Origin of the sequence: Dissulfurirhabdus thermomarina, from assembly GCF_012979235.1 — a bacterium.
Lineage (GTDB): Bacteria > Desulfobacterota > Dissulfuribacteria > Dissulfuribacterales > Dissulfurirhabdaceae > Dissulfurirhabdus > Dissulfurirhabdus thermomarina.
In genome coordinates this window covers 91060-112815 of record NZ_JAATWC010000006.1, presented here as the reverse complement: position 1 = coordinate 112815, position 21756 = coordinate 91060, and the positions used below count along the sequence as shown (strand labels likewise).

Here is a 21756-nt window from a genome sequence, read left to right as displayed (position 1 = left end):
GCTCAGTAGGGCGGCAGCCAGCTCTGCCCGAAGAAGCCCTTGCTGAAGTACCGGAGTCCCACGTAGAGGGCGAGCACCACGAAGATCCGCTTCAGCCAGAGGTCGGGGATGTATTTCTGCGTCCGCGGCCCGATCATGGCCCCGGCGATGACGCCTGCGGTCTCCGCCCCGACGAGGCTCCAGCTCAGGAAGGTCCCCTTCACCACCACGTAGGTGAAGAGGCTGACCACCATGCTGAGCAGCACCGCCAGGGCCGAGGTCCCCGCCACGATGAACATGGGGAGCCCCACCACCCCGGTCATGAAGGGGACGTAGAGAAAACCGCCCCCGATCCCGAGAAAGGCCGACAGGCCGGCGATGACCAGCCCGCCCGCCGCGGCGAGGAGAGGGTTGAAGCCGAAGGGGACCCCCGAGAACCGGAACTCCACCCGGGTGGGAGAGAACCGTTCCAGGCGCACCCCGGAGGCGGCCTCGGCCTCCGTCCCCGCCCGGGCGGACCGGCGGAAGGCCTCGGCGGCCTCCCGTGCCTTGGCCGACCGGCGCCGTCCACGGGCCGTGGTCCCGTAGAAGAGGAACCCGCCGATCACCAGGACGGCCAGGCCGAAGTAGCCGACGTACTCCCGGAGGTGCACGCGCCCCGCGGTGAGCCACGGGATGAGGACCGCCCCCGTCACGCTGCCGAGGCCCAGGGCGAGGCCCAGGGGGACCACGATGCGCCGCATCCGGAGGAAGTTCCAGGTGGAGATCAGGGCCGCGGCGGCCACGAGGACCTGGTTCGAGGCCCGGATGCTGTCGGTGAGGAGGGCGTTCAGCGTGGGGTTGGTGCCCTTGAAGGCGGCTGCGTAGGCTCCCAGGCCGAATATGGTGAGGTGGCCGACCCCGGCCATGATCCCGCCGAAGGCTCCCACGGTGGAGAAGATCCAGCCCACCCAGACCGCCCAGAGGAAGGCGGCGGCGTAGTCGATGCGGGGGGCCCCGGGGATGCCCGCGAAGCCCCGGGGCGCCCGGGGGTCGATGCGGCCGGGGCCCGTCCCGGTGGGGGTCTGTGCCAGGGCCGCGCCGATCTTTCCGGAAAGGCCGTAGGCGCCGGCGGCGGTCGCGGGCCGGTCCGGCCCCGCGGCGCCGGCCGGGAAGGGGGCCATGTCCGCGGCCGTGAGGATGAGCAGCACGGCGAAGACGGCGGTCCAGAACCTCGCCTCGTCGGGATGGATCATGGGCGGCCTCCAGGCGGGTTGGAAGGATGCGGCAGGCGTTTTCGGACGGCGGCCTCCAGGGCCGCCTCGGTCACGGCCTGGCGTTCGAAGACCACCTCGCCGTCGATCTCCACGGCGGGGAAGGCGGGAAGCTCCGGCAGCCGGTCCGGGTCCACGTCGGGCCGGCGGACGATCTCGATCTCCAGGGGGTAGCGTGCCTCGAGGGCCGCGGCCGCGGCCCGGATGTCCCGTCAGCGGCGGCCCGGGGGGTGGTTGAGGTAGAGGCGGAGCTTCATGGTATGATGGCGCCGCGGCAATCACCAAGCGGGACGCTTGGCGGCGGTGCTTCCCATCGCAGCCGCTGCGGCGTACCCCGTCGACGCCTCGTCCTTGGCGATGCTCGCTGAGCCATCCGATCGGCGGCCTTTCTGATGGCCTCGTAAAAAGTCTTCTGGGTGGAGGCTCGGCAAAAATCGCCACATACAGGGCGCGAGAATGTCGAGGAATGAGGTGTGGCCGGGTACGCCGCAATGACGCGCATCCGAAACAATGCAGCAGCCTGCGACTTTTTGCTGCGATGCCATCATTTTTTTGTGGGCCGGCGCTCCTCTCCCGGCAAGATGTTCAACGTTTTTGTTGAATAATCAGATTCTATGGCATCCAGAGATTCCATGTCAAGCGCCGATGTCCGCCGTCTCCTCTTCGAGCAGTTCGCCCGGGTGGGGAAGGCCCTCGGCCACGCCAGCCGCCTCGAGCTGCTCGACTTTCTCGCCCAGGGGGAGCGCCCCGTGGAGGCCCTGGCGCGGCTGGCCGGCCTCTCCGTGGCCAACACCTCGCGCCACCTCCAGGTGCTCCGCCGCGCCGGCCTGGCGGCGTGCCGGCGGGAGGGCTCCCAGGTCTTCTACCGGGTGGCCGACGAGGCCGTCATCGAGCTGGTGGACGTCGTGCGCCGGCTGGCGCGGCGCCGACTCGACGAGGTCCAGGAACTGGTGGACCGGTACTTGTCGGCCCTGGACGGCCTCGAGCCGGTGTCCGCGGCCGAGCTTCTCCACCGGCTGCGGGAGGGCGAGGTGACCCTGATCGACGTCCGGCCCCGGGAGGAGTTCGAGGCCGGCCACATCCCCGGGGCCCTCAACGTGCCCCTTCGGGAGATCGACGGCCTTCTCCACCGGCTTCCGCCCGGGCGCGAGGTGGTGGCCTACTGCCGCGGTCCCTACTGCGTCCTCTCCTACGAGGCGGTGGACCGGCTCCGGCGGGGCGGCGTGGCGGCGCGCCGCTTCGCCGAGGGATTCCCGGAGTGGCGCCTGGCCGGGCTTCCCGTGGCCCGGGGCGGTGACCGCGGGGAGTCCGGCCGGGCGGCGGATGCCGGAAGTGGAGAAACGGCGGCGGCCGGCCGAAAAGAAGGAGAGTGAGCGCCGCGGGTCTTCCCGGGCCGCGGCGCTCGGAAGGAGCGCCCCCATGACGCCGCCCGCCGCGCCTTCACCCGTCTGGCACAACCTCTTCCGCCGCCGACCCCCGTGGGCCGAGGAGGTGGCGGGCCTGTGGGCGGCCACGCCCCTGTTCGAGGGGATTCCCCGGCGGGAGGTCCTTCGTCTCGCTCGGGACATGCACCCGAGGTCCTTCGAGGAGGACGAGGTGGTCTTTCGGGCCGGGGACGTCGGCGCCGGTGCGGTCCTCGTCCTGGAGGGGCGGGTGGAGATCCGCGTGGGGGCGGCGCGGGTGGCCGAGCTCCGGGGGGGCGACTTCTTCGGCGAGGTCGCCTTGGTCCGGGAGGAGCGCCGCACCGCCGACGCGGTCTCCACGGCGCCGACCCGGGCGGCCTTCTTCCTCCGGGTGGACCTCGAGGAATGGATCGACCGGGCCCCCCGGCTCGGGGCGCGCTTCGTCACCAACCTCGCCGCCGTGCTGGCGGAACGCCTGCGCGTGGCCAACGCCCGGCTGGGGGCCTGATGTCCGGCGGACGGTTGCCTGCGTGGACCCGGGCGGCGGTCGCCTTCGCGGGGCTGGCGGCGGCCGCCGCGGCCCTGGTGGTGGTGTTCCGGCCCGTCCTGCTCCCGATCTTCATCGCCCTGCTGGGCTTCGCCGTCCTGGATCCCGTGGTGGATTCTTTCACCCGGACGGGGCTGTCCCGCGAGGCCGCCATCGGGCTGGTCCTGGTCCTGGCCCTGGCCGGGGCCGCGGGGGTGCTGGTGCTGGCCCTGCCGCACCTGGCGGGCCAGATGGTCCGGCTCGAGGAACGGCTGCCGGAGGTCTGGCGGTCCGTGGCCGCCGCCGTGGCGGGGCTCCGGGGGTGGCTCCGGGCCGTGGCGGGCGTGGATCTTCCGCCGGGAGTCCTCGGCCACGGCGCCGCCTCCCTCGACGCCTCCTGGGAACGCGTCGCCGGCCTGGCCCGGGCCGCGGCCCTCCAGCTGGTCCGGACCCTCCTCCTCGCCCCCCTTCTCCTGTTCTTTCTGCTCCGCGACCTGCGCCGCCTCCGCAGCCGTCTCCTGGGTCTCTTGCCCAACCGGGCCTTCGAGCTCGGCTGGCACATCTACGCCCGGGTGGCCCGCCGGCTCCAGCGCTACGTCCGCGGGGTCCTCGTCCAGTGCACGGTCATGGCCCTGGTGGCCAGCGCGGGCTTCCTGCTGGTGGGGCTGGACATGGCGGTGTTCTTCGGGACCCTGGCCGGGATCCTGAACGTGGTCCCGTACCTGGGGCCGCTACTGGCGGCCGCGTTCCCCGCGGTGTTCGTGCTGTCGGCGCCCCACCCGGACTACCCCCTCCTGGCGGGCATCGTCGGGGTCGTGCTCGGGGCCCAGGCCCTGGACAGCGCCGTGGTGATCCCGGCCTTCATCGCCGGCGTGGCGGACCTCCACCCGGTGACGGTGGTGGTGGGCATCGTGCTCGTGGGGTCTTTCTTCGGCCTCGCCGGCATGGTGGTGGCCGTGCCCCTGTTGTTCACCGCCAAGATCCTGTTCGAGGGGCTCCTCGAGGGATTCGGCGGTGGTCCCGCCCCCGCCCCGGCGGGGCGGCATGTGGTATAATCCCCCGGTGGAGCGAGGCAGCCCATCCAGAGAGAGGACCCGCTGACATGATGCAGTCTCCGTTACCTCCCGGCCGTCCCATCCGCCCGGGTTCCGGCGGCCGGCGGTGCCCATGGGCGTGGTGCCTTCTCCTGCTGCTCGTCGCCGTCGCCTGCGCCCCCGCCGGCGTCCGGGAGCAGGCCCGCCGGGCGGCGGCCCTCTCGGCCGCGGGACGCGACGCCGAGGCCCTCCAGATCCTGAAGGACCTCTGCCGCCGAAGCCGCGGCCGCGGCCGGAGCTGCACGGATCTCGCCCGGGTGCGCGGGCGGCTCGCCCAGGCCCGGCTCGGTCCCGTCCGGACAAGGCTGGCCGAGTTCCGCGAGGCCGGCCGGCCGGTGCCCCTCTCCGTGTTGGACGAGCTCGCCGCCCGGGTGGCGGGGCTCGAGGCCGTCGATCCCGACGCCCCGGGGCTCGGCGAGGTGAAGGGAGCCATCGAGGCGGCTCGGGGTGCCACCTCGTCCGCCGTGAACGCCACCCTGGCCAAGGCGGAAGACCTGTCCGCCGGCGGTGACTGGGAGGGCGCCCTGAAGGCGTTGGAGGGGGCCAAGGCGCTCGACCCGGGCACCGTGGGGCCCAGGTCGCGGGAATTGGCGGACCGGGCCGTGGCGGCGCTGGCGGCCGAGGCGGATGCGGCCGCCGGCCGGGAAGACTGGAAGACCGCCCGCCGCTGCCTCGACCGCTGGCTGGCGATCCGGCCGGGGGACCCGGGGGCCGAGGGCCTCCGGCGCAAGATCGAGGCCGGGGACAATGCCGAGGCCTACCTCGAGCGGGCCGCCGCCGCCCGGGCCGCCTACGCCTACGACGAGGCCGTGGCCGCCCTGCGCCGCGCGGCCGCCTACCCGGATGCCCCGGCGGACGTCGCCGAACGCCTCTCGGCTCTGCTGGCCGAGGCGGCGGCCTTCCACTTCCGGAACGGGGCCTCGTTCCTGGAGCAGGAGCACCTGGTGGAGGCCGTGGAGGCCTTCGAGCAAGGCTCCGGGTTCCTGGCGGCGCTCCCGGATGCCCGGCGGGGCCAGGTGGCGGTGCCGAAGAAGGCCGTCCGGGCCCTGGCCGACCGGCTCTTCTCGAAGGCGCAGGCCGCGGCTCGAAAGGGCTTCCCGGGGGCGGCCCTCCTGGGCTATGACCTGGTGCTCGAGCTCGAGCCGGGCTACCCCCAGGCGGCGCAGCTTCGGCGCGCGGCCGAGGCCGCGGTGGCGGCCAGGGCGCGCAAGTGCCTCGCGGTCACGGCCTTCAAGGGGCCGGCCGCCGCCCCCGAGGTGGGGGGGATATTCACCGCCGAGCTCCTCCGCCGCCTCCACCGCGACCTGGACGCGGACCTCCGGGTGGTGGAACGGGCCTCCCTGGACCTCCTCCTCAAGGAATACGAGCTGGCCCGGACCGCCGGCCGGGACACCCGGCGGCAGGATCCCTCCGCCGGCTTCCGATTCACCAGCGCGGACTACCTCCTCTTGGGTGAGGTGGTGGACTACCGGGTGGAGACCTCCCGCCAGGAGACCGCCCGGACCATCCGGGTCCAGACCGGGACGGAATCGGTCCCCAACCCCGCCTACGTCCCCGGGAAGACGCGGGATCCGAAGGTGCCGCCGGTGATCCGGCGCCCCACCTACGAAGACGTCCGGTACCGGCAGACCCACTACCGGAAGGTCGGGACCGCCAGCGTGAGTTACCGCGTGGTAGATGCCCGTTCCGGGGACGTCCTGCGGTCCGAGGTGCTGGAGGCGAGCCGGACCGCCGAGGACGACGCCCACGAGGGCGTGGAGATCGGGGCGTTCAAGCTCCCGGTCAAGCTCGCGGACCTGCCCCCGGACATGGAACTGCTGCGGGAGGCCCAGGAGGAGGTGGTGGAGAAGCTGGCCCGGCAGGTGGCGGGCGGCTTCCGCGGCGCCGACGCACGCTACCTCGCCGAGGCGGCGGCTCGGGACGAGGCGGGCGACCGCCGGGCCGCCCTGGAACGCTATGCCGACGCCCGGGCCATCATGGCGCGGAAGGGGCGGGATCCGGCCGCCGTGACGGCGAAGATCCGGGAGCACCTGGATGTCCTGGCTGGTTTCTAGAAAGGCGCTCCTCCGCTGGGCCCTGGTCTTCGTGCTGTGCGCGGCGGCGGCCTGGGCCGGGCCCGGGCCGTCCGGGCCGTGCCCGCCTGGGCCGGGCGGTGACCCCGACCCGGGCTACCGGGCGGCGGCCTTGGCGGCCAAGGGCGACCTGGAAGGGGCCCTTGCCGCCCTGGACGAGCTGGCGGACCCGGTCCGCCTCCGGGAGACCGCCGACTTCCGGGTCCTGCTCCGCGCGGCGGCCGGGGCGGCACATCCGGCCGGCGACGACGCGGGTCGGATCTCCGAAGGGCTCCGGCGGCTCCTGCCCGTCCTCTCCGGGCGGCTCATCCGGTTCGTGGCGGTGCGCGTCCCGGCGGCGCCGGACCGCCCCGTGGCCGAGGCGGACCTCAAGGTCCGCGCCGAGATTCTCGCCCTCAACCGCTACGTGGATTCCATCCTCTCCGGTTCGGAGGCGGGGGGAGAGGCGGCCTCGCTCTTCCGCGAGTACCTCCGGGACCGCCGGGACGTCCTGATCTCCTTCTCGACGGTGGCGGCCGCCCGCGACGTGGGCCGGTGGCGCGAGGCCGTGGTGGCCGTGGTGCTCGATACCCCGGAGATCGTCTCGCGGGCCCGGGTCTTCGGCGTCACCGGGAACGCCGCCACCCGTTTCGCCGTGGGGGTGGTGGGCTGCAGCCGGGATGCCCTGACCGTGGGTCCCGTGGTGAAGCGGCTCGAGGCGGCCGGGCACAAGGTGGAACTCCTCGGGGAGGGTTCCTGCGAGGACGGCCGCTACGGCCGGGAGGCCGCCCAGAAGGGGCTCGACATGCTCCTCTTCGTCACCGAGCGGGTGGACGCCGAGCCCAGCCGGCTGAGCGACGACCTCAAGGTGGTGGAGGGCGTGCTGGAGATCCGGGGGGCGGACGTCTACACCGGGCAGGACGTCTTCGAACTCCGCCGGGCCAAAACAGTCTACGATTCCGGCGAGCGGTCCGGCGCGGAGCTGGCGCTGGGGGCCGCCCTGGAGAACCTGGGGGCCGACCTCGAGGCCGCCGTCACCCGGGCGGGCGTCCGCCTTGCCGCCGATCCCGTCCGCCGGCGCCTCAAGGCCGAGGCCCACGCCCGCGCCACCCGGGGGCCCGTGGAGGTCCGGGTGGAACGGGTGCTCCCGGTCTTCGCCAACAACGCCAAGCACTACGCCGAGGCCCCCTTCGTCTTTCTCCGCCTGGTGAACCACACCGGGGGCGATATCGAGGACCTCGACGTCTCCCTCCGGGTCAAGGCGTTCATGGACTTCCCGTCCGAGACCCGGGTCGACCGCCTTCCGGCCTCCGCCAACGCCTCGGTGGCCCTGCGGGCGGTCTTCAACGGACGGCTGCTGGAACTCACCGAGAACACCCCGCTCCAGGCCCGGGTGGAGGCCCGCTACCGCCTGGGGGGCGCACCACGGAGCGCCGAGGTCACGGTGCCGCTCCGGGTCTACGAGCGCCATGCCCTCACCTGGGACGACCGCCGGAAGATCGCCATCTTCGTCACCCCCAAGGATCCGCCCGTCATGGACTTTTCCCGGGCCGTGCTCCACGCGGTGAAGGCCCCCGTGGTGAGCCGCCGGGTCACCCTCGCCGCCGCCGCCTTCGAGGCCCTTCGCGCCCTCGGTGTCACCTACCAGGCGGATCCCAACAACCCCTACGCGAAGGCCGGGGCCCGGGGCGGCGTGGATTACGTCCAGTACGCCCGGGACACCCTGGCCCGGAAGGCGGGGGACTGCGACGACCTCGTGGTCCTCTACGCCTCGCTGCTCGAGAGCCTCGGCATCCGGACCGCGGTGCTGGATCTCGGTGACCACGTGATGGCCGCCTTCGACACCGGCATCGCCATGGCGGAGTTGGCCCGGTACGGTATCGATCCCGGCGCCGTCCTGGCCCGGGGGGGGACGGCCTGGGTGCCGGTGGAGCTGACCCGCCTCGGGGAGGACTTCACAGGGTCCTGGGCGGCCGCCGCCGGACGCCGCCGGCGGGCGGGCCGCCGCCTCCGGGTGGTGGACGTGGCCCGGGCCTGGCGTGCCTACAAGCCGCCGACGCTGCCGCCGTGCCGCGTCGCGACGGCGCTTCCGGCCGGCTTTCCGGCGAAACTGGCCGCCGTCTTCGACCGCCTGGGGAAGGATCGGAATGCGCGCTTGCTCCAGGGGATGCGGGGCGGCATGGTCGCCCCCGAGGAGGCCCTCTACGTCCTGGCCCGAGACGGCCTCCTGGACGACGCCCTGGCCCTGGCGGACGCCTTCCGGGCCGCGGGCGTCCGGACCCCGGAATTCCTGAACGACCTCGGCAACGTCTACTTCCTCAAGGGGCGCTACGGGGAGGCCCTCCGGTGTTACCAGGCGGCGGTGACCGCCCGGCCCGGGGTCCCCTTCTACCGGAAGAACGCCGAGAAGGCCCGGCGGCGGCTGGAACGGCAGCGGCCCGGGGCCGCCGCGGAGAAGGAGGGATAGGATGATGAAGATGCGTGGACTGGCCTGGTTCCTGGCGGTGGGGTTGTTCCTCGGGTGGGCCTTTCCGGCCCCGGCGGCGGATCTCGCCGAGGTCCTGGCCCGCATCAAGAAGAAGGTGACGGAGCTCAAGGTCCAGGACCCCGTTCACAAGACCACTGCGGTGGGAGGGGTCCGGGGCGACGAGGACAGGGAGACGGCCGACCTCTACTGGGCCGGCAAGCGCGAAGTGACGAAGGCGGAGCTGGCGGCCTTCGAAAAGGCCGTGTCTTTGGCCGAGAAGGGGCAGACCGCCGAGGCCCGAAAGGCCCTCCAGGCCTTTCTCGAGGCCTATCCCTCCTCGGCCCTCTCCGGGGAGGCGGAGGAGCTCTTGGCCGCGTTGCCGGCCCCGGAGGGCGGGGCCGGTTCCTGATCCCGGATCGGACGGAAGACCTCCACGGGGCGGCGGCGCCCCTTCACGGTGGCCTCGCCCAGTGACTCGAACCGCACCCCTTCCAAGGGGGGGCGGCCCAGGCGGGGCGCCACGGCCTCGGCGGTGGACCGTGTCACCAGGACGGGCACGTCGAACCACCGCGTCAGTCCCTCCACCCGGGCCCCGAGGTTCACCGTGTCCCCGATGGCCGTGTACTCCATCTTCTTTCCCTCGGCGCCGATGTTGCCCACCAGGGCCTCCCCGGTGTTGAGGCCGATGCCCATGCGGAGGGGCTCTTTTCCAGCCGCCCGCCACCCGGCCTGGAGGTCTTCCAGGCGCCGTTCCATCTCGAGGGCGCAGGCCACGGCCCGGACGGCATGGTCCGGCTGGGGCAGCGGCGCGTTCCAGAAGGCCACGATCTGGTCCCCCACGAACTTGTCCAGGGTGCCGTCCCAGGCCAGGACGATCTCCGACATGGCGGTGAGGAACTCGTTGAGCCGCCGCACCACCTCCTCTGGCGAGTGGGCCTCGGAAAAGGGCGTGAAGTCGCGGAGATCGCAGAAGAGGATGGTGATCTCGCGCCGGAGGCCGCCCAGCTTCACCATCTCCGGCGACCGGATGAGCTCGTTGACCACCCGTTCCGTGACGTAGGCGGAGAAGATCCGGCGGATCCGGCGCGCGAATCGGTCCTCCACCGCGAACTTGTAGGCGAGCACGGCGATGAGGACGGCCACCACGTTGGAGCCGGGGTAGATCACGTTGACCCAGAGCCCGAGCCGGGAATAGAGGACCGCCGCCGAGACGAGGAGGGCCGCCAGCCCCCCGAGGGCCACGGCCGTGGCGCCCGCCGCCCGGGAACGCGCCGCCGCCCACGAAAAGAAGAGGCCCGTGGCCAGGAGGATCCACAGGTTGACCGCGAAGGAGGCCCGGCGCAGGACCCGTCCCTCCAGGAGGGACGAGATGACGTGGGCGTGTTTCTCCACCCCCGGCATGTTGGGGGAAAAGGGCGTGACCCGGAGGTCGTAGACCCCGACGGCGGTGGCCCCCACCAGGACGATGCGGCCGCGGACGAGGCCGGGGTCGAAGCGCCCATCGAGCACGTCGGCGAAACTCAGGGTGGGGAAGCACCCGGCGCCCCCGTAGTAGTGGAGGAGGGTGCGGCCGAAGGGATCCAGCGGGATCCGGCGGTCCGGGCCGAGGTGGAGGCGGCCGCCCGACGCGGTGACGTCGGTGCCGCGGAGTTCGAGCGCCCGGGCCGCCGCCGCAAGACTCAGGCTCGCGTAGGCCCGGCCCCGGTAGCCCACCAGGAGCGGCTCCCACCGGACCACGCCGTCCGGGTCCGGGAAGAGGTTGATGTGCCCGACGGCCAGGGCGTTGCGTCCCAGGAGGGGGACCGGGAGGGTGACGGAATCGGCCTCCGGCGGCGCCACTCCGCCTGCCACCGGGACGGCGGCGGTCCGGAGGGAGGAGCGGGGAGGCGGATCGGGGCCCTTCGGGCCCCCGAAGGTGAAGTAGGCGGCGAGCAGGACGTTGCCCGACCGGGCCATGGCCTCGGCCAGGAGGGGGTCGTCGGCCTCCGGCTCCGAGAAGATGAGGTCGAGGACCACGAGGCGCGGCTTGAGAGGGGCGAGGACGTCCAGGAGCCGGGCGAACCGGCGCCGCGGCCACGGAAAGCGGCCGAGCCGGCGGAGGCTCGCGTCGTCGATGGCGATGATGGTGACGTTGCCGGGCGGCGCCGCCTCGCCCCGGAACTGGGCCCGGAGATCCAGGGACTTGCGCTCGAAGAGCTCGAAGACGGCCGGCCGGGCGCACATCAGGAGCGCGGTGGCCAGGGTGATGGCCGCCCCCAGGAGGAGGGACGTCCGCCGCCCCTTCCGGTGCCGGGGTTCCGGCGCGTCGAAGGGCGGCTCCCGTCTGGGCATCGGGTGCTCTCCCGGTGGGCGGCCCGGCCCGGCCGGGGGCTAGTCTTCGTCCCCGGTGGCGTCGGCCAGGCGGCGGAGGGCGTCGGCCCGGCGCCGCAGCACGCTCCCGGCGTCGGAGAGGCGGCCGGCCAGGCGGTCGAGGATGTCCTGCTGGGCCTCGAGCTCGCCGGCCAGCTCCGCCAGTTCCTCCTCCGGGAGGAACCGGCCGGGGAGGAGGGGACGCCCGAACCGTTCCGCGTGGATCTCCTGGAGGAGGGCCAGGGCCTCCTGGAAGTCTTCCGCTTCCACGCCGGGCGCCCGAAGACCTGTATCCAGGGCCCCGCGAAGGTCCAGCGGAGAGTGGCCGAACCGCCGCTGGTAGCTCTGCTGGAGGGTCCGAAAGAGAAAGAGCATCTCGGACTCCGAGATTTCTTCCTCGTTGAGGAGCCGGAAGAGGGCCTCTCGGGGTTCCTGGATGGGCCGCTCGAAGCGTTTCCGGTGGGCCGTTTCCACGGCCCGGTGGAGGTCCTTCAGGGTATCGGCCGCCAGCTCCGCGTCCTCGAGCAGTTCGAGGAGGATGGCCCGAGGGTCGTGGAGGCGGCGCTGGAAGCGGGCCTCGTAGGTGGATTGGAGATCCAGGAGGAGGTCCCGGGCGGCGTCCGGGTGGGCCCGGCCCGATGCGAGGCAGCGCCGGAGCCCCCGGCCCAGTTCCGCCAGGTCCGGCCCGGCGGCCTCCCTCTCCCGGATCTCGGCGGGCGTCTTCAGCACCACGGCCGGCCCTTTCGGGGGGCGTGCCTCCGTGGCGGGCGGCGACGGCGAGGGCGCCGCGGCCGGCCGGGTCTCCGGCCGGCTCCGCCGCTTCCAGAACTCGGCGAATCCCTTGACCTCCCGGGGCGGGTGATTCCGGAGCTTCTCGGCCAGGGCCTCGATGCACCGGCTGGCGGCGGCCTTCGGGTCGTGGAGCAGGAGCGGGCGCTGGCCGAGGACCGCCGAGGCGAGGGCGCTGTCCTTCAGGACGTGGCCGAGGTAGTGCATCTCGAGGTGGAGGTAGCTCTTGGTGGCGTCGTTGAACCGGGAGAAGATCTTGAGCCCGTCCTCCCGGGTGAGGACCTGGTTCACCAGGACGTAGAGGCGGCCCGCGTAGCCGTGTCTCTTGAGGACCTTCACCAGGGAGTAGGCATCGGTGAGGGACGTGGGCTCCGGGGTGACCACCAGTAGGGTCTCCGGCGCGGAGAGGATGAAGGAGAGGACGGATTCGGCGATCCCGGCGGCGGTGTCCACCAGGAGGTAGTCGAAGCGTTCCTCGAGCTCCTGGAGGCCCTGGAGGAGGCGGGCGGTCATCTCGGGGGAGAGATCCGCCAGTGCCTCGATGCCGGAGGCCGCGGGCAGGATGCGGACCCCTTCCGGTCCCTCCAGGAGGAGGGCCTCCAGCTGCTCTTCCCCCTTGAAGAAGTCTTCGAGGGTGCGGGCGGGTTCCAGCCCGAAGAGGATGTTGACGTTGGCCAGGCCGGTATCGGCGTCCAAAAGGCAGACCTTCGCCCCGGACCGGGCCAGGGAGATGGCCAGGTTGGCGCAGACGTTGGTCTTGCCGACCCCGCCCTTGCCACTGGTGACGGCGAGGACCCGTGCCCGGACAGGGTCGGCCCGGGGGCGCTCCCCCTCGGGGCGAAGGGGACGGACCGCCTGGAGGTGGGGGGTCTTTCGGGGGCGTTCGTTTTCGATGCTCATCGGCTGGCCACCTCTTTCATCCTCTATACCTCATGCGGCCTCCGCGGCAAAGGGCCGACGGAGCGCCTAGAGCCCCTCCAGGGGACATCCGCCGCACCGGGGCTGCCGCGGGCGGCAGCGATGCTTGCCCAGGGCCACCAGCAGGGCGTGGTACTCGTTGTAGAGGGCGGCGTCCCGCGGCAGGTGCGACATGAAGAGTTCCCGGACCGTCTCGTAGCCCGCCCCGGGGGCGATGCCGTGGCGCCCGAGGATGCGCCGGGTGTAGGCGTCCACCACGAAGGTGGCATGGCTCCCGGCGTAGAGCAGGATGCTGTCCGCGGTCTCCGGTCCGATGCCCCGGACCGCCAAGAGCCTCGGGCGAATCGTTTCCAGGGCCTCGGCCAGCATGGCCCCGAGGTCGCCGCCGAAGCCCTCCCGCACGAAGCGCAGGAAGTCCTTGAGACGGCGGGCCTTCACGTTGAAGTACCCGGCGGGACGGATGAGCTCGGCCAGTTCCGGCTCCGGCACCCGTTCCAGGGCCTCGACGGAGGTGATGAGCCCCCGGGCCGCGAGGGCGGCGATGGCCCGTTCCACGTTCCGCCAGTTGGTGTTCTGGGTGAGGATGGCGCCCACGCAGATCTCCAGGGGGGTCTGGCCGGGCCACCAGCCCTGGGGGCCGAAGTGCCGGTAGAGCTGGTGGTAGAATCGATCGAGCCGGGCGGCGAGGCCGGGGCCCGGTGGGGCATCCTCTGATTGTGCGGACACGGGTCTCATTTCTGCACTCGTATGATGGCGTCGCGAGAGTCGCCAAGCGGAATTCAAGCCCCTCGGCTCCTCGCAGCCTCCGGCGACGCCTCGTTCCTTCGGATGTTCTCATCATTGCGGCGTACCCAAGTACGCCTCATTCCTCGACATCCTCGCGCCTTGCATTTGGCGATTTTTGTTGGCCATCCATTCAGAGGACTTTTTACGAGGCCGTCATCCGTGCCGATGCCGGAACTTTAATTGACGCCGGGCCATCCGTGCAGAGGGCCTTTTACGGGGACATCCCCACCGGGGGACCAGACTCACCGCTCCATGCCCCCGGAAAAATGGATTGACTCCCGGCCCAGCTCTGCCTCCCGCCCTCTGTGGTGCCGAGGGAACCCCGCCCCGTCCCGCCAACAACGTTGGCGGGACGGGGCGGGGCGCCACAGTGGACTGCCCTTTCTTTTGGTTACTTTTCTTCGGGCACGCAAAGGAAAGTAACGCCCGCCGCAGGCGACGGCGGCCCCAGGCCCCCACTGAGGCATCAAATTCTCACCCTACTCCGTACGAATTCGGATTATGGGGAGCCAAAACCGTTTTTGCGACGCCGATCATCCTTCCCGGATGAAGAAGACGTAGACCCAGACGGCCATCACGGCGGCGCAGATACCTATGAAGGAGGCGAGGTTCCCCAGCTGGCCCTCCAGCTCTCCGTGGGGCAGGGTGTAGACCACGGCGTACCAGAGGACGTAGCCCCCGACGATGACCGCCAGGGTCCGGAACATCTGGAGGAAGGCCAGCGCCCCCAGGAGCACCAGGGCCCCCACCACCATGTAGGGATTGTTGAGGAGAGAGAGCGGGTCCACCTCGCCCACGCGCTGGAGGATGGCGTCGGTGGTGAGATTTTCGAGGATCTGGTCCCATGCGATGTTCATACCGGGCCTCCTTGGGGCGCGGCGCCGGCGGCCCCGGGGTCCGGCGGGGGCGCGGCGCCGGCATCTCGCCTCCTTCCGCCTTTATCGGCGCATGGCGGTCGGTTCATGAGGTCCGCCGGCCGGCGCTTTCCGCGGGGTCGAGGTCGAGCAGGGCCTCTGCGGTGCGTTCCGCGGCGAAGACCGTGGATTCCAGGTCCAGGACCCGGTCCACGGCGCCGTCGAAGAGGACCTTGACCCGGGCCGGAAAGCCGTCCTCCGGGTCCGCGTCCCAGAACTGGAGCCGGAGGGGGACCCGCGGCAGGACCGGGATCTCGATGCAGAGGTCCGCCTCGCAGGCCGGGGGGACCGTTCCGCCCAGCCGTGACGCCGCCTCGGCGAGGTCGCCCGGGCGCCCGGCGAAGGCGCCGGCCAGCCGCTCCTCCGCGGCCCGGCGGAGGGTGGTCACCTTGGAGATGGAATTGGGAAGGGATTCCAGGCCGATCCAGCGGCCCTCGACCTCTCCGGTGCGGCAGAAGAAGAGGTAGTTGTGGAGCAGGATCTGGTCCCGCGGGTCGAGCTCGCGGCCGTCGTCGGCGGCGGCCCCGGCGGGGCCCACCCGGATCCGGCGGCCGAGGTAGGGGAGGACCAGCCAGGGGGTCCCGGCCTCCTCGTCGTACCGGGCCCCCACCACCGGGGCCAGGGCCGCGAGGTCCAGGCCGGCGGTCCGGCGGCGCAGATCCCGGGCCAGGGCGGTGTCGGGGTCGTCGGCGCCGGCCGCTTCCGGGGCGGAGGGGTCTTCCGGGAGGTGCGGGCAGGCGCCGCGCCCGGCCCGGCCCGTCACCACGGCCGCCGCGAAGGCCATGCAGGTGGGATACCCGCATTGGCCGCAGTTGGTCTTCGGTGTGAGGCGGACGATGTCGAGGACGGTGGTGGCCACCGCGGTGTTCCTCCCGGGGCGATCAGGACGTCCCGGTATGCCCGAAGCCCCCGTCGCCGCGTTCGGTGGGGGGCAGCTCCGCCACCTCCCGCCAGGCCGCTCTGGGGGCGGGCGCCAGCACCATCTGGGCGATCCGGTCCCCCCGGCGGATCTCCACGGGCGCCGGACCCAGGTTGACGAGGCCCACCTTGATCTCGCCCCGGTAGTCGGCGTCGATGGTGCCGGGGGCGTTCACCACGGTGACGCCTCGGCGGATGGCGAGGCCGCTCCGGGGGCGGATCTGGAACTCGTAGCCCGGCGGCAGCGCCACGGCGATCCCGGTGGGGACGAGGGCGAGCCCGCCGGGCTCGATCCGGACGGGGGCCTCCACGGCGGCGGCGAGGTCCATGCCGGCCGCCTGGGCCGTCATGTACCTCGGCAGCGGGAGATCCCGGGCATGGGGCAGCCGGGTGACCCGAACGGAGACGGGAGCCGCCGGCATGGTCCTCAGGCGCCCACCGCCAGGGCCTCCAGGGCCCGGGCGTCCGGTTCCCCGATGGGCCCCAGCGCCGCCACGGCCAGGCCCCCTTCCCGGCACCAGGCCGCCAGCTCCTGGACCTCGGCGGGTTCCACCGCCTCCAGGGTGCCAAGGGCCTCTTCCGGGGGGATGAACCTTCCGAAGTGGATCTCGTTTCGTGCCAGGCGGGTCATCCGGGTATCGGTGTTTTCCATGGCGAGAAAGAGGTTGCCGCGCAGGTGGCTCTTGGCCTCGTCCAGCTCGCGGTCCGTCACCCCCCCGGAGGCGAGCCGTTCCAGTTCCCCGGCCGCCAGGGCGGCGACCTCGGCGGCCTTCCCCGGGGCCACCCCGGCGTACATGCCCAGCAGCCCGGCGTCTTCGTAGGGAGAGAGGAAGGAGTAGACGGAGTAGGCCAGGCCCCGCTTCTCCCGGATCTCCTGGAAGAGCCGCGAGCTCATGGACCCCCCCAGCATGACGTTGAGGAGGAGCGCCGCGTGGCGGCGGGGGTCGGCGGCGGCCGGTCCCCGGCACCCCAGGACCAGGTGGACCTGCTCGAGGTCCTTCTCGTGGAGGGCCGCCCCGGTTCCCGGGAGGGCCGGTTGCCGGGCCGAGGGCCGGCCCTGGACCGGGACGGCGGTGAAGGCGGGGGCGATGGCCTCGACCAGCGCCTCGTGCCGGACGCTGCCGGCGGCGGTCACCAGCACCCTGGGGGCCGTGTAGGCCTCCCGGGTGTAGGCGCGGAGCCGCTCGGAGTCGAAGCGGGTCACCGATTCCGGGCTCCCCAGGATGGAACGGCCAAGGCCGTTGTCGCCCCAGAAGTGCCGGCCGAAGAGATCGAAGACCAGGTCGTCCGGGGTGTCCTCCACCATGTGGATCTCCTGGAGGATGACCCCCCGCTCCCGCTCCACCTCCAGGGGGTCGAAACGGGAATTGAGGAAGATGTCGGTCAGGAGCTCCAGGACGAAGGCGAGGTGCTCGTCGAGGACCCGGACGTGGAAACAGGTGGTCTCCCGGGAGGTGAAGGCGTTGGTGTGGCCGCCCACGCTGTCGAATGCCTTGGCGATTTCCAGGGCGCTCCGGGACTGGGTCCCCTTGAAGATCATGTGCTCGATGAAGTGGGAGATCCCGTGGTGGGCGGGGTCTTCGTCCCGTGCGCCCATGGTGACCCAGACGCCCACCGAGACCGACCGGAGGCCGGGCACGTGCTCGGTGAGCACCCGGATGCCGTTGGGAAGGATGGCCTTTCGGAATTCGCTCACCGCCGGCCCTTGCCCTTCTCCTCCAGCACCGCCTTCCGGCTGAGCCGGATGCGGCCCTGTTTGTCGATCTCCAGCACCTTGACCTCCACGGTGTCGCCCTCCTTGAGGACGTCGGAGACGGCGTTGACCCGTTCCCGGGCGAGCTGGGAGATGTGGACCAGCCCGTCGGTGCCGGGCAGGATCTCCACGAAGGCGCCGAAGTCCATAATCTTCTTCACCGTTCCGGTGTAGACGCGTCCCACCTCCGCCTCGGCGGTGAGCTCCTTGACGCGTTCCACGGCCCGGCGGGCGACCTCCCCGTTGGGGGCGAAGATGTTGACCTGGCCGGAGTCCTCCACGTCGATCTTGACCCCGCACTCCGCCGTGAGGGCGCGGATGGTCTTCCCGCCCGGGCCGATGAGGTCCCGGATGCGGTCGGGGTTGATCTGGATGGTGGTGATCTTCGGGGCGTACTCGGACAGCTGGGCCCGGGGCTTGTCGATGACGGCGGCCATCTTGTCGAGGATGTGGAGGCGGGCCTCCCGCGCCTGGGCCAGCGCCTTCTCGAGCACGGCCTCGTCGATCCCCGAGACCTTGATGTCCATCTGGAGGGCCGTGATGCCTTCCCGGGTGCCGGCCACCTTGAAGTCCATGTCGCCGAGGTGGTCCTCGTCGCCCAGGATGTCGGTGAGGATGATGAAATCGTCCCCCTCCTTGATGAGCCCCATGGCCACGCCGGCCACCATGTCGCGGATGGGGATGCCCGCGTCCATCATGGCCAGGGTGCCGCCGCAGACAGTGGCCATGGAGGAGGAGCCGTTGGATTCCAGGACCTCCGAGACGATCCGGATGGTGTACTGGAACTCATCCGCCGGCGGCACCACCGCCGACAGCGCCCGCTCGGCCAGGGCGCCGTGCCCGATGTCCCGCCGGGAGGGCCCCCGCATGGGCCGCACCTCCCCCACGCAGTAGGGGGGAAAGTTGTAGTGGAGCATGAAGTGCTTGAAGGCCTGGCCGCTCAGGGTCTCGATCCGCTGCTCGTCCTCGGCGCTTCCCAGGGTGGCCACCACCATGGCCTGCGTCTCCCCGCGGGTGAAGAGGGCGGAACCGTGGGTGCGGGGCAGTTCTCCGACGGAGCAGGTGATGGGCCGGACCTCGGTGAAGGAGCGGCCGTCGATGCGCCGCTTCTCCCGGACGATGAGATCCCGCATGATCTCCTTTTCGAGGTCCTTGAAGAGACCGGAGATCTCCCGTTCCCGGTCGGGGTAGGCCTCCTGGAGCCGTTCCAGGACGTCGGCCTTGAGGCGTTGCTTGGCCTCGCCCCGGGCCATCTTGTCGGCGACCTGGACGAGGGAACGGAGCTCGGCCTCGGCCAGTTCCCGGACCTTCGCCGCCAGTTCCTCGTCCACCACGGGTTCCGGGACGGAGAGCTTGGGCCGGCCGGCTTGCTCCCGGAGGGCGTCCTGCATGTCCAGCAGGGGCTGGAGGGCCTGGTGGCCGAAGGTGATGGCCGCCTGGACGTCCCGCTCGGGCAGCACCGCGGCCCCGCCTTCCACCATGACGATGGCGTCCCGGCTGCCCGCCACGATGATGTTCATGTCGGAGCGGGCCAGCTGGCTCGCGGAGGGGTTGGCCACGAAACGGCCGTCGACGCGTCCCACCCGGATGCCGGCGATGGGGCCGTCGAAGGGGATGTCCGAGACCGTGAGGGCCGCGGAGGCGGCGGTGATGGCCACCACGTCCGGGTCGAGCTCGGGGTCCACGGAGAGGACCGTGGCGATGATCTGGGTGTCGAAGCGGTAGCCGGCCGGGAAGCGCGGCCGGAGGGGACGGTCGATGAACCGGGAGGTGGTGGTCTCCTTCTCGGTGGGCCGGCCGATCTCGCGGCGGAAGTAGCTGCCGGGGATCCGGCCCGCCGCGTAGTACATCTCTTTGTATTCCACCAGCAGGGGGAGGAAGTCGATGCCCTCCCGAACCTGCCCGGACGTGACGGCGGTCACCAGGACCACGGTGTCGCCGTAGCTGGCCAGGACGGATCCGTTGGCCTGCTTGGCCACCCGGCCCGTCTCCAGCCGGAAGGGGATGTCGTTGATGCGGGTCTCTTGCTTGATCATGGTCGCTGTCCTGTCGTTCGAGGCCGGAGTACCCCCCGCGGTCGGCGCGGCGCCAGGCCGTGCCTTCCGGCCGTTCTCGGCGGTCGGGGTTACTTGCGGATGCCCAGTTCGCTGATGATCTTCCGGTAGCGCTCGACGTCCCGTGCCTTGAGGTAGTCGAGGAGCCGCCGGCGCTGCCCGACGAGTTTCAGGAGGCCCCGCCGGGAGCCGTGGTCCTTCTTGTGCAGCTTGAAGTGCTCCGTGAGGTACTGGATCCGGGCGCTCAGGAGGGCGATCTGGACCTCCGGCGACCCGGTATCCTTCCCGTGAACCTTATATTTCTCGATGATTTCCTTCTTCCGTTCGGGGTCGAGAACCACAGCCTGTTCCTCCTTGTCTCTCAGTGATGTCTGGTGTGCCTGGCGTCCCGGGGCCGGCCCGCCGGGGCAGCGGGTCCGTGCCGGTCGGGATCGGTTTCATGGTTTTTTCCGCAGGGCCCTTGGAGGTCGGTCCAGGGCCTCCGGTGCGCCGTCGTCGGACCGGGGCCACACCTTCAGGGTCCGGACCCGGGCCCCGGGGGACTCGCCGGGCTCGGGCCAGGCCGCCACGGCCACGAGTTCCGGTGGGGCGCCGGCCGGCGGCTCGGCCAGGAGCCGCACGTAGGGGACGCCCGGGGCCGGCTGGATGTCTTGGGCCTCCAAGGCCCTCCGGAGCCGGCCCAGTGGGACCGGCCGTCCTTCTCTCAGTTCCAGGGCCATGCCGCCGTCGATCTCCACCGCCGGGATGTGGTCCAGGGCCGCGGTGGTGGGCACCAGGAGTTCTTCGAGCCGGCCGGCCTCGGCGGCCCGTCGGGCCTCCTCCAGGGGGAGCGCCGCGTCCTCGGCGAAGGGGCCGCTTCGCGTCCGGCGCAGGGCCGCCAGGTGGGCGCCGCAGCCCAGGGCCGTTCCGAACTCGTGGGCCAGGGAGCGGACGTAGGTTCCCTTGGTGCAGTGGACCCGGAAGTGGACCCGGGGGAGGTCCGCCCCGAGGATGTCGAAGGCGAAGACCTCGATGCGCCGGGGGGGTTTCTCCACGTGGATGCCCTTGCGGGCCAGCTTGTAAAGGGGACGTCCCTGGTGTTTCACCGCCGAGAACGGCGGGGGTGCCTGAAGGAGGCGCCCCGTGAGGGCGGCGGCGGCCCGCCGGAGGTCGTCCATGGAGAGCGCGGGCACCGGGCGGCGCCCGGTCTCCCGCCCGGCCGCATCGTAGGTGTCGGTGCTGACCCCCAGGTGCAGGGTGCCCTCGTAGACCTTGTGCCCGGCCATGATGAAGCGGGAGATCTTGGTGGCCCGGCCGAGGCAGAGGGGGAGGACCCCGGAGGCGATGGGGTCGAGGGTCCCGGTGTGGCCCACCTGCCGGATGCCGGCGATCCGGCGCACCTCCCGGACCATCCGGAAGGAGGTGACGCCCACGGGCTTGTCGAGGACCAGGACGCCGTTCATGGCCGGAGGTCGTCGAAGTCCCGGGCGAGGCGTTCCAGGAGGAGCGCCCGGATCTCGCCCGCGCTGCCGGAACGGCGGAAGCCCGCCGCGTGGAAGTGGCCGCCGCCGCCGAATTCCTGGGCCAGTGCGGCGACGTCGTAGGTGGTCTTGGAGCGGAGGCTGACGGCCACGTTGCCGGCGTGGACCTCCCGGATGAAGACGGCCACCTCCACCGAGTCGATGCTGCGGCAGTAGTTGACGAAGTCTTCCGTGTCGGCCTCCCGGGCGCCCGTGGTCCGGAACATCTCCGGCGTGGCCTGGAGGAGGCCGATGCGCCCCCCGGCCCGGACCTCGAGGGTGTGGAGGACGAGGCCCAGGAGGCGGAGCCGCCTTTCCGGCCAGCTCTGGTAGAGGGCGCGGGCGACCCCGGAGGGATCGGCCCCCCGGCTGACCAGGTACTCCGCCATGGCAAAGGCCAGGGCCGTGGTGTTGTTGTGTTGGAAGGCCCCGGTGTCGCTCACGATGGCCGCGTAGAGGTTGGTGGCGATCTCCGCGGAGACGGGCCAGCCGAGCTCGTTCAGGACCCAGAGCACGATGGCCCCGGTGGCGAAGACCTCAGGGTCCACGTACCGGACCACGTCCCGGCCGAATTCCCCCTGGGTGAGGTGGTGGTCCAGGACCACCACCGAGGTGGCCTCTCGGGCGAGGCGCTCGCCCCCCCGGCCGACCCGGCCGGCTTCCCCGCAGTCCAAGACCACCAGCACGGTCCCGGGCGCGAGCGGCACCGGCGGTTCCGTCACCACCCGCCCGCTCCCGGGCAGGAACGCCAGGTGCGGCGGAACCGGTGCCTCCATGTAGAGCGTGGCGTCCCGCCCCGCCGCCTCCAGGGCGAGCCCGAGGCCGAGGAGGGACCCCACGGCGTCCCCGTCGGGCCGGGCGTGGCAGGTGAGGACGAATCGCTCCCCGCCGTCCAGGAGCGCGGCCACGCGCCGCAGGGCCTCGGGCCGGGGCGACTGCGGCGGGGTCCGGCGGCATCGGCCGGGCGCGGCGGTCTGGGAGGTCGGTTCGGTCACGGCGGTGT

Annotated in this window: 19 protein-coding genes; 6 read left to right on the top strand and 13 right to left on the bottom strand. The window is 72.1% G+C overall.

What is annotated here, in order from left to right:
• Nucleotides 1-2: 2 nt before the first annotated feature.
• Nucleotides 3-1214, bottom strand: coding sequence for a sulfite exporter TauE/SafE family protein (locus tag HCU62_RS08280; protein WP_163299325.1), 1212 nt, complete (start codon nt 1212-1214; stop codon nt 3-5).
• Nucleotides 1211-1369 (bottom strand): hypothetical protein, encoded by a 159-nt coding sequence (locus tag HCU62_RS08275; RefSeq protein ID WP_163299324.1) that lies wholly within the window; start codon nt 1367-1369, stop codon nt 1211-1213. Before HCU62_RS08275 ends, HCU62_RS08280 begins: the two co-directional genes overlap by 4 nt.
• 495 nt (nt 1370-1864) lie before the next feature.
• On the opposite strand from HCU62_RS08275, the gene HCU62_RS08270 reads away from it, so the two are divergent.
• From HCU62_RS08270 to HCU62_RS08245, 6 genes are read left to right on the top strand one after another with little or no spacing between them, the layout of a single operon-like run.
• On the top strand, nt 1865-2605 hold the full coding sequence (locus HCU62_RS08270) for an ArsR/SmtB family transcription factor (protein WP_163299323.1): 741 nt from the start codon (nt 1865-1867) through the stop codon (nt 2603-2605).
• Nucleotides 2606-2651: 46 nt separating this feature from the next.
• Nucleotides 2652-3143, top strand: coding sequence for a cyclic nucleotide-binding domain-containing protein (locus HCU62_RS08265; protein WP_169755556.1), 492 nt, complete (start codon nt 2652-2654; stop codon nt 3141-3143).
• 14 nt (nt 3144-3157) lie between these two features.
• Complete coding sequence (locus HCU62_RS08260) at nt 3158-4216, top strand: AI-2E family transporter (protein WP_163298072.1); 1059 nt, start codon at nt 3158-3160, stop codon at nt 4214-4216.
• Between the two features lie 47 nt (nt 4217-4263).
• Nucleotides 4264-6309: a CsgG/HfaB family protein gene (locus HCU62_RS08255; protein ID WP_163298071.1), complete on the top strand. Its 2046-nt coding sequence runs from the start codon at nt 4264-4266 to the stop codon at nt 6307-6309.
• The gene (locus tag HCU62_RS08250) at nt 6290-8773 is read left to right on the top strand and encodes a tetratricopeptide repeat protein (protein WP_163298070.1); all 2484 of its coding nucleotides are present in this window, start codon (nt 6290-6292) and stop codon (nt 8771-8773) included. The genes HCU62_RS08255 and HCU62_RS08250 overlap by 20 nt, the downstream gene beginning before the upstream one ends.
• Nucleotide 8774: 1 nt before the next feature.
• Entirely contained in the window at nt 8775-9182 is a 408-nt protein-coding gene (locus tag HCU62_RS08245) for a tetratricopeptide repeat protein (protein ID WP_163298069.1), read from the top strand.
• Here the strand turns inward: HCU62_RS08245 and HCU62_RS08240 are convergent.
• The 11 genes from HCU62_RS08240 to HCU62_RS12665 form a co-directional block, all read right to left on the bottom strand.
• Entirely contained in the window at nt 9101-11104 is a 2004-nt protein-coding gene (locus tag HCU62_RS08240) for a CHASE2 domain-containing protein (protein WP_163298068.1), read from the bottom strand. The genes HCU62_RS08245 and HCU62_RS08240 overlap by 82 nt on opposite strands.
• A gap of 39 nt (nt 11105-11143) precedes the next feature.
• Nucleotides 11144-12811 carry a MinD/ParA family protein gene (locus tag HCU62_RS12680; RefSeq protein ID WP_163298067.1) on the bottom strand — a complete coding sequence of 556 codons (1668 nt, stop codon included), beginning with the start codon at nt 12809-12811 and terminating at the stop codon, nt 11144-11146.
• Nucleotides 12812-12877: 66 nt separating this feature from the next.
• Nucleotides 12878-13555: an endonuclease III domain-containing protein gene (locus HCU62_RS08230; protein ID WP_309474768.1), complete on the bottom strand. Its 678-nt coding sequence runs from the start codon at nt 13553-13555 to the stop codon at nt 12878-12880.
• A gap of 593 nt (nt 13556-14148) precedes the next feature.
• A complete protein-coding gene (locus HCU62_RS08225) occupies nt 14149-14472 on the bottom strand; it encodes a DUF1129 domain-containing protein (RefSeq protein ID WP_163298065.1) in 324 nt (107 codons plus the stop codon).
• Nucleotides 14473-14575: 103 nt separating this feature from the next.
• Complete coding sequence (locus tag HCU62_RS08220; protein WP_163298064.1) at nt 14576-15388, bottom strand: DUF3786 domain-containing protein; 813 nt, start codon at nt 15386-15388, stop codon at nt 14576-14578.
• Nucleotides 15389-15410: 22 nt separating this feature from the next.
• Entirely contained in the window at nt 15411-15869 is a 459-nt protein-coding gene (dut, locus tag HCU62_RS08215) for a dUTP diphosphatase (RefSeq protein ID WP_163298063.1), read from the bottom strand.
• A 5-nt stretch (nt 15870-15874) separates the two neighbouring features.
• The gene (locus tag HCU62_RS12865; protein ID WP_163298062.1) at nt 15875-17143 is read right to left on the bottom strand and encodes a M16 family metallopeptidase; all 1269 of its coding nucleotides are present in this window, start codon (nt 17141-17143) and stop codon (nt 15875-15877) included.
• A complete protein-coding gene (gene pnp, locus HCU62_RS08205; RefSeq protein ID WP_163298061.1) occupies nt 17140-19236 on the bottom strand; it encodes a polyribonucleotide nucleotidyltransferase in 2097 nt (698 codons plus the stop codon). Before pnp ends, HCU62_RS12865 begins: the two co-directional genes overlap by 4 nt.
• 89 nt (nt 19237-19325) lie before the next feature.
• Complete coding sequence (gene rpsO, locus HCU62_RS08200) at nt 19326-19595, bottom strand: 30S ribosomal protein S15 (RefSeq protein WP_163298060.1); 270 nt, start codon at nt 19593-19595, stop codon at nt 19326-19328.
• Between the two features lie 96 nt (nt 19596-19691).
• Nucleotides 19692-20696, bottom strand: coding sequence for a tRNA pseudouridine(55) synthase TruB (gene truB / locus HCU62_RS08195; RefSeq protein ID WP_163298059.1), 1005 nt, complete (start codon nt 20694-20696; stop codon nt 19692-19694).
• A complete protein-coding gene (locus HCU62_RS12665) occupies nt 20693-21748 on the bottom strand; it encodes a DHH family phosphoesterase (RefSeq protein WP_163298058.1) in 1056 nt (351 codons plus the stop codon). The genes truB and HCU62_RS12665 overlap by 4 nt, the downstream gene beginning before the upstream one ends.
• Nucleotides 21749-21756: the final 8 nt, after the last annotated feature.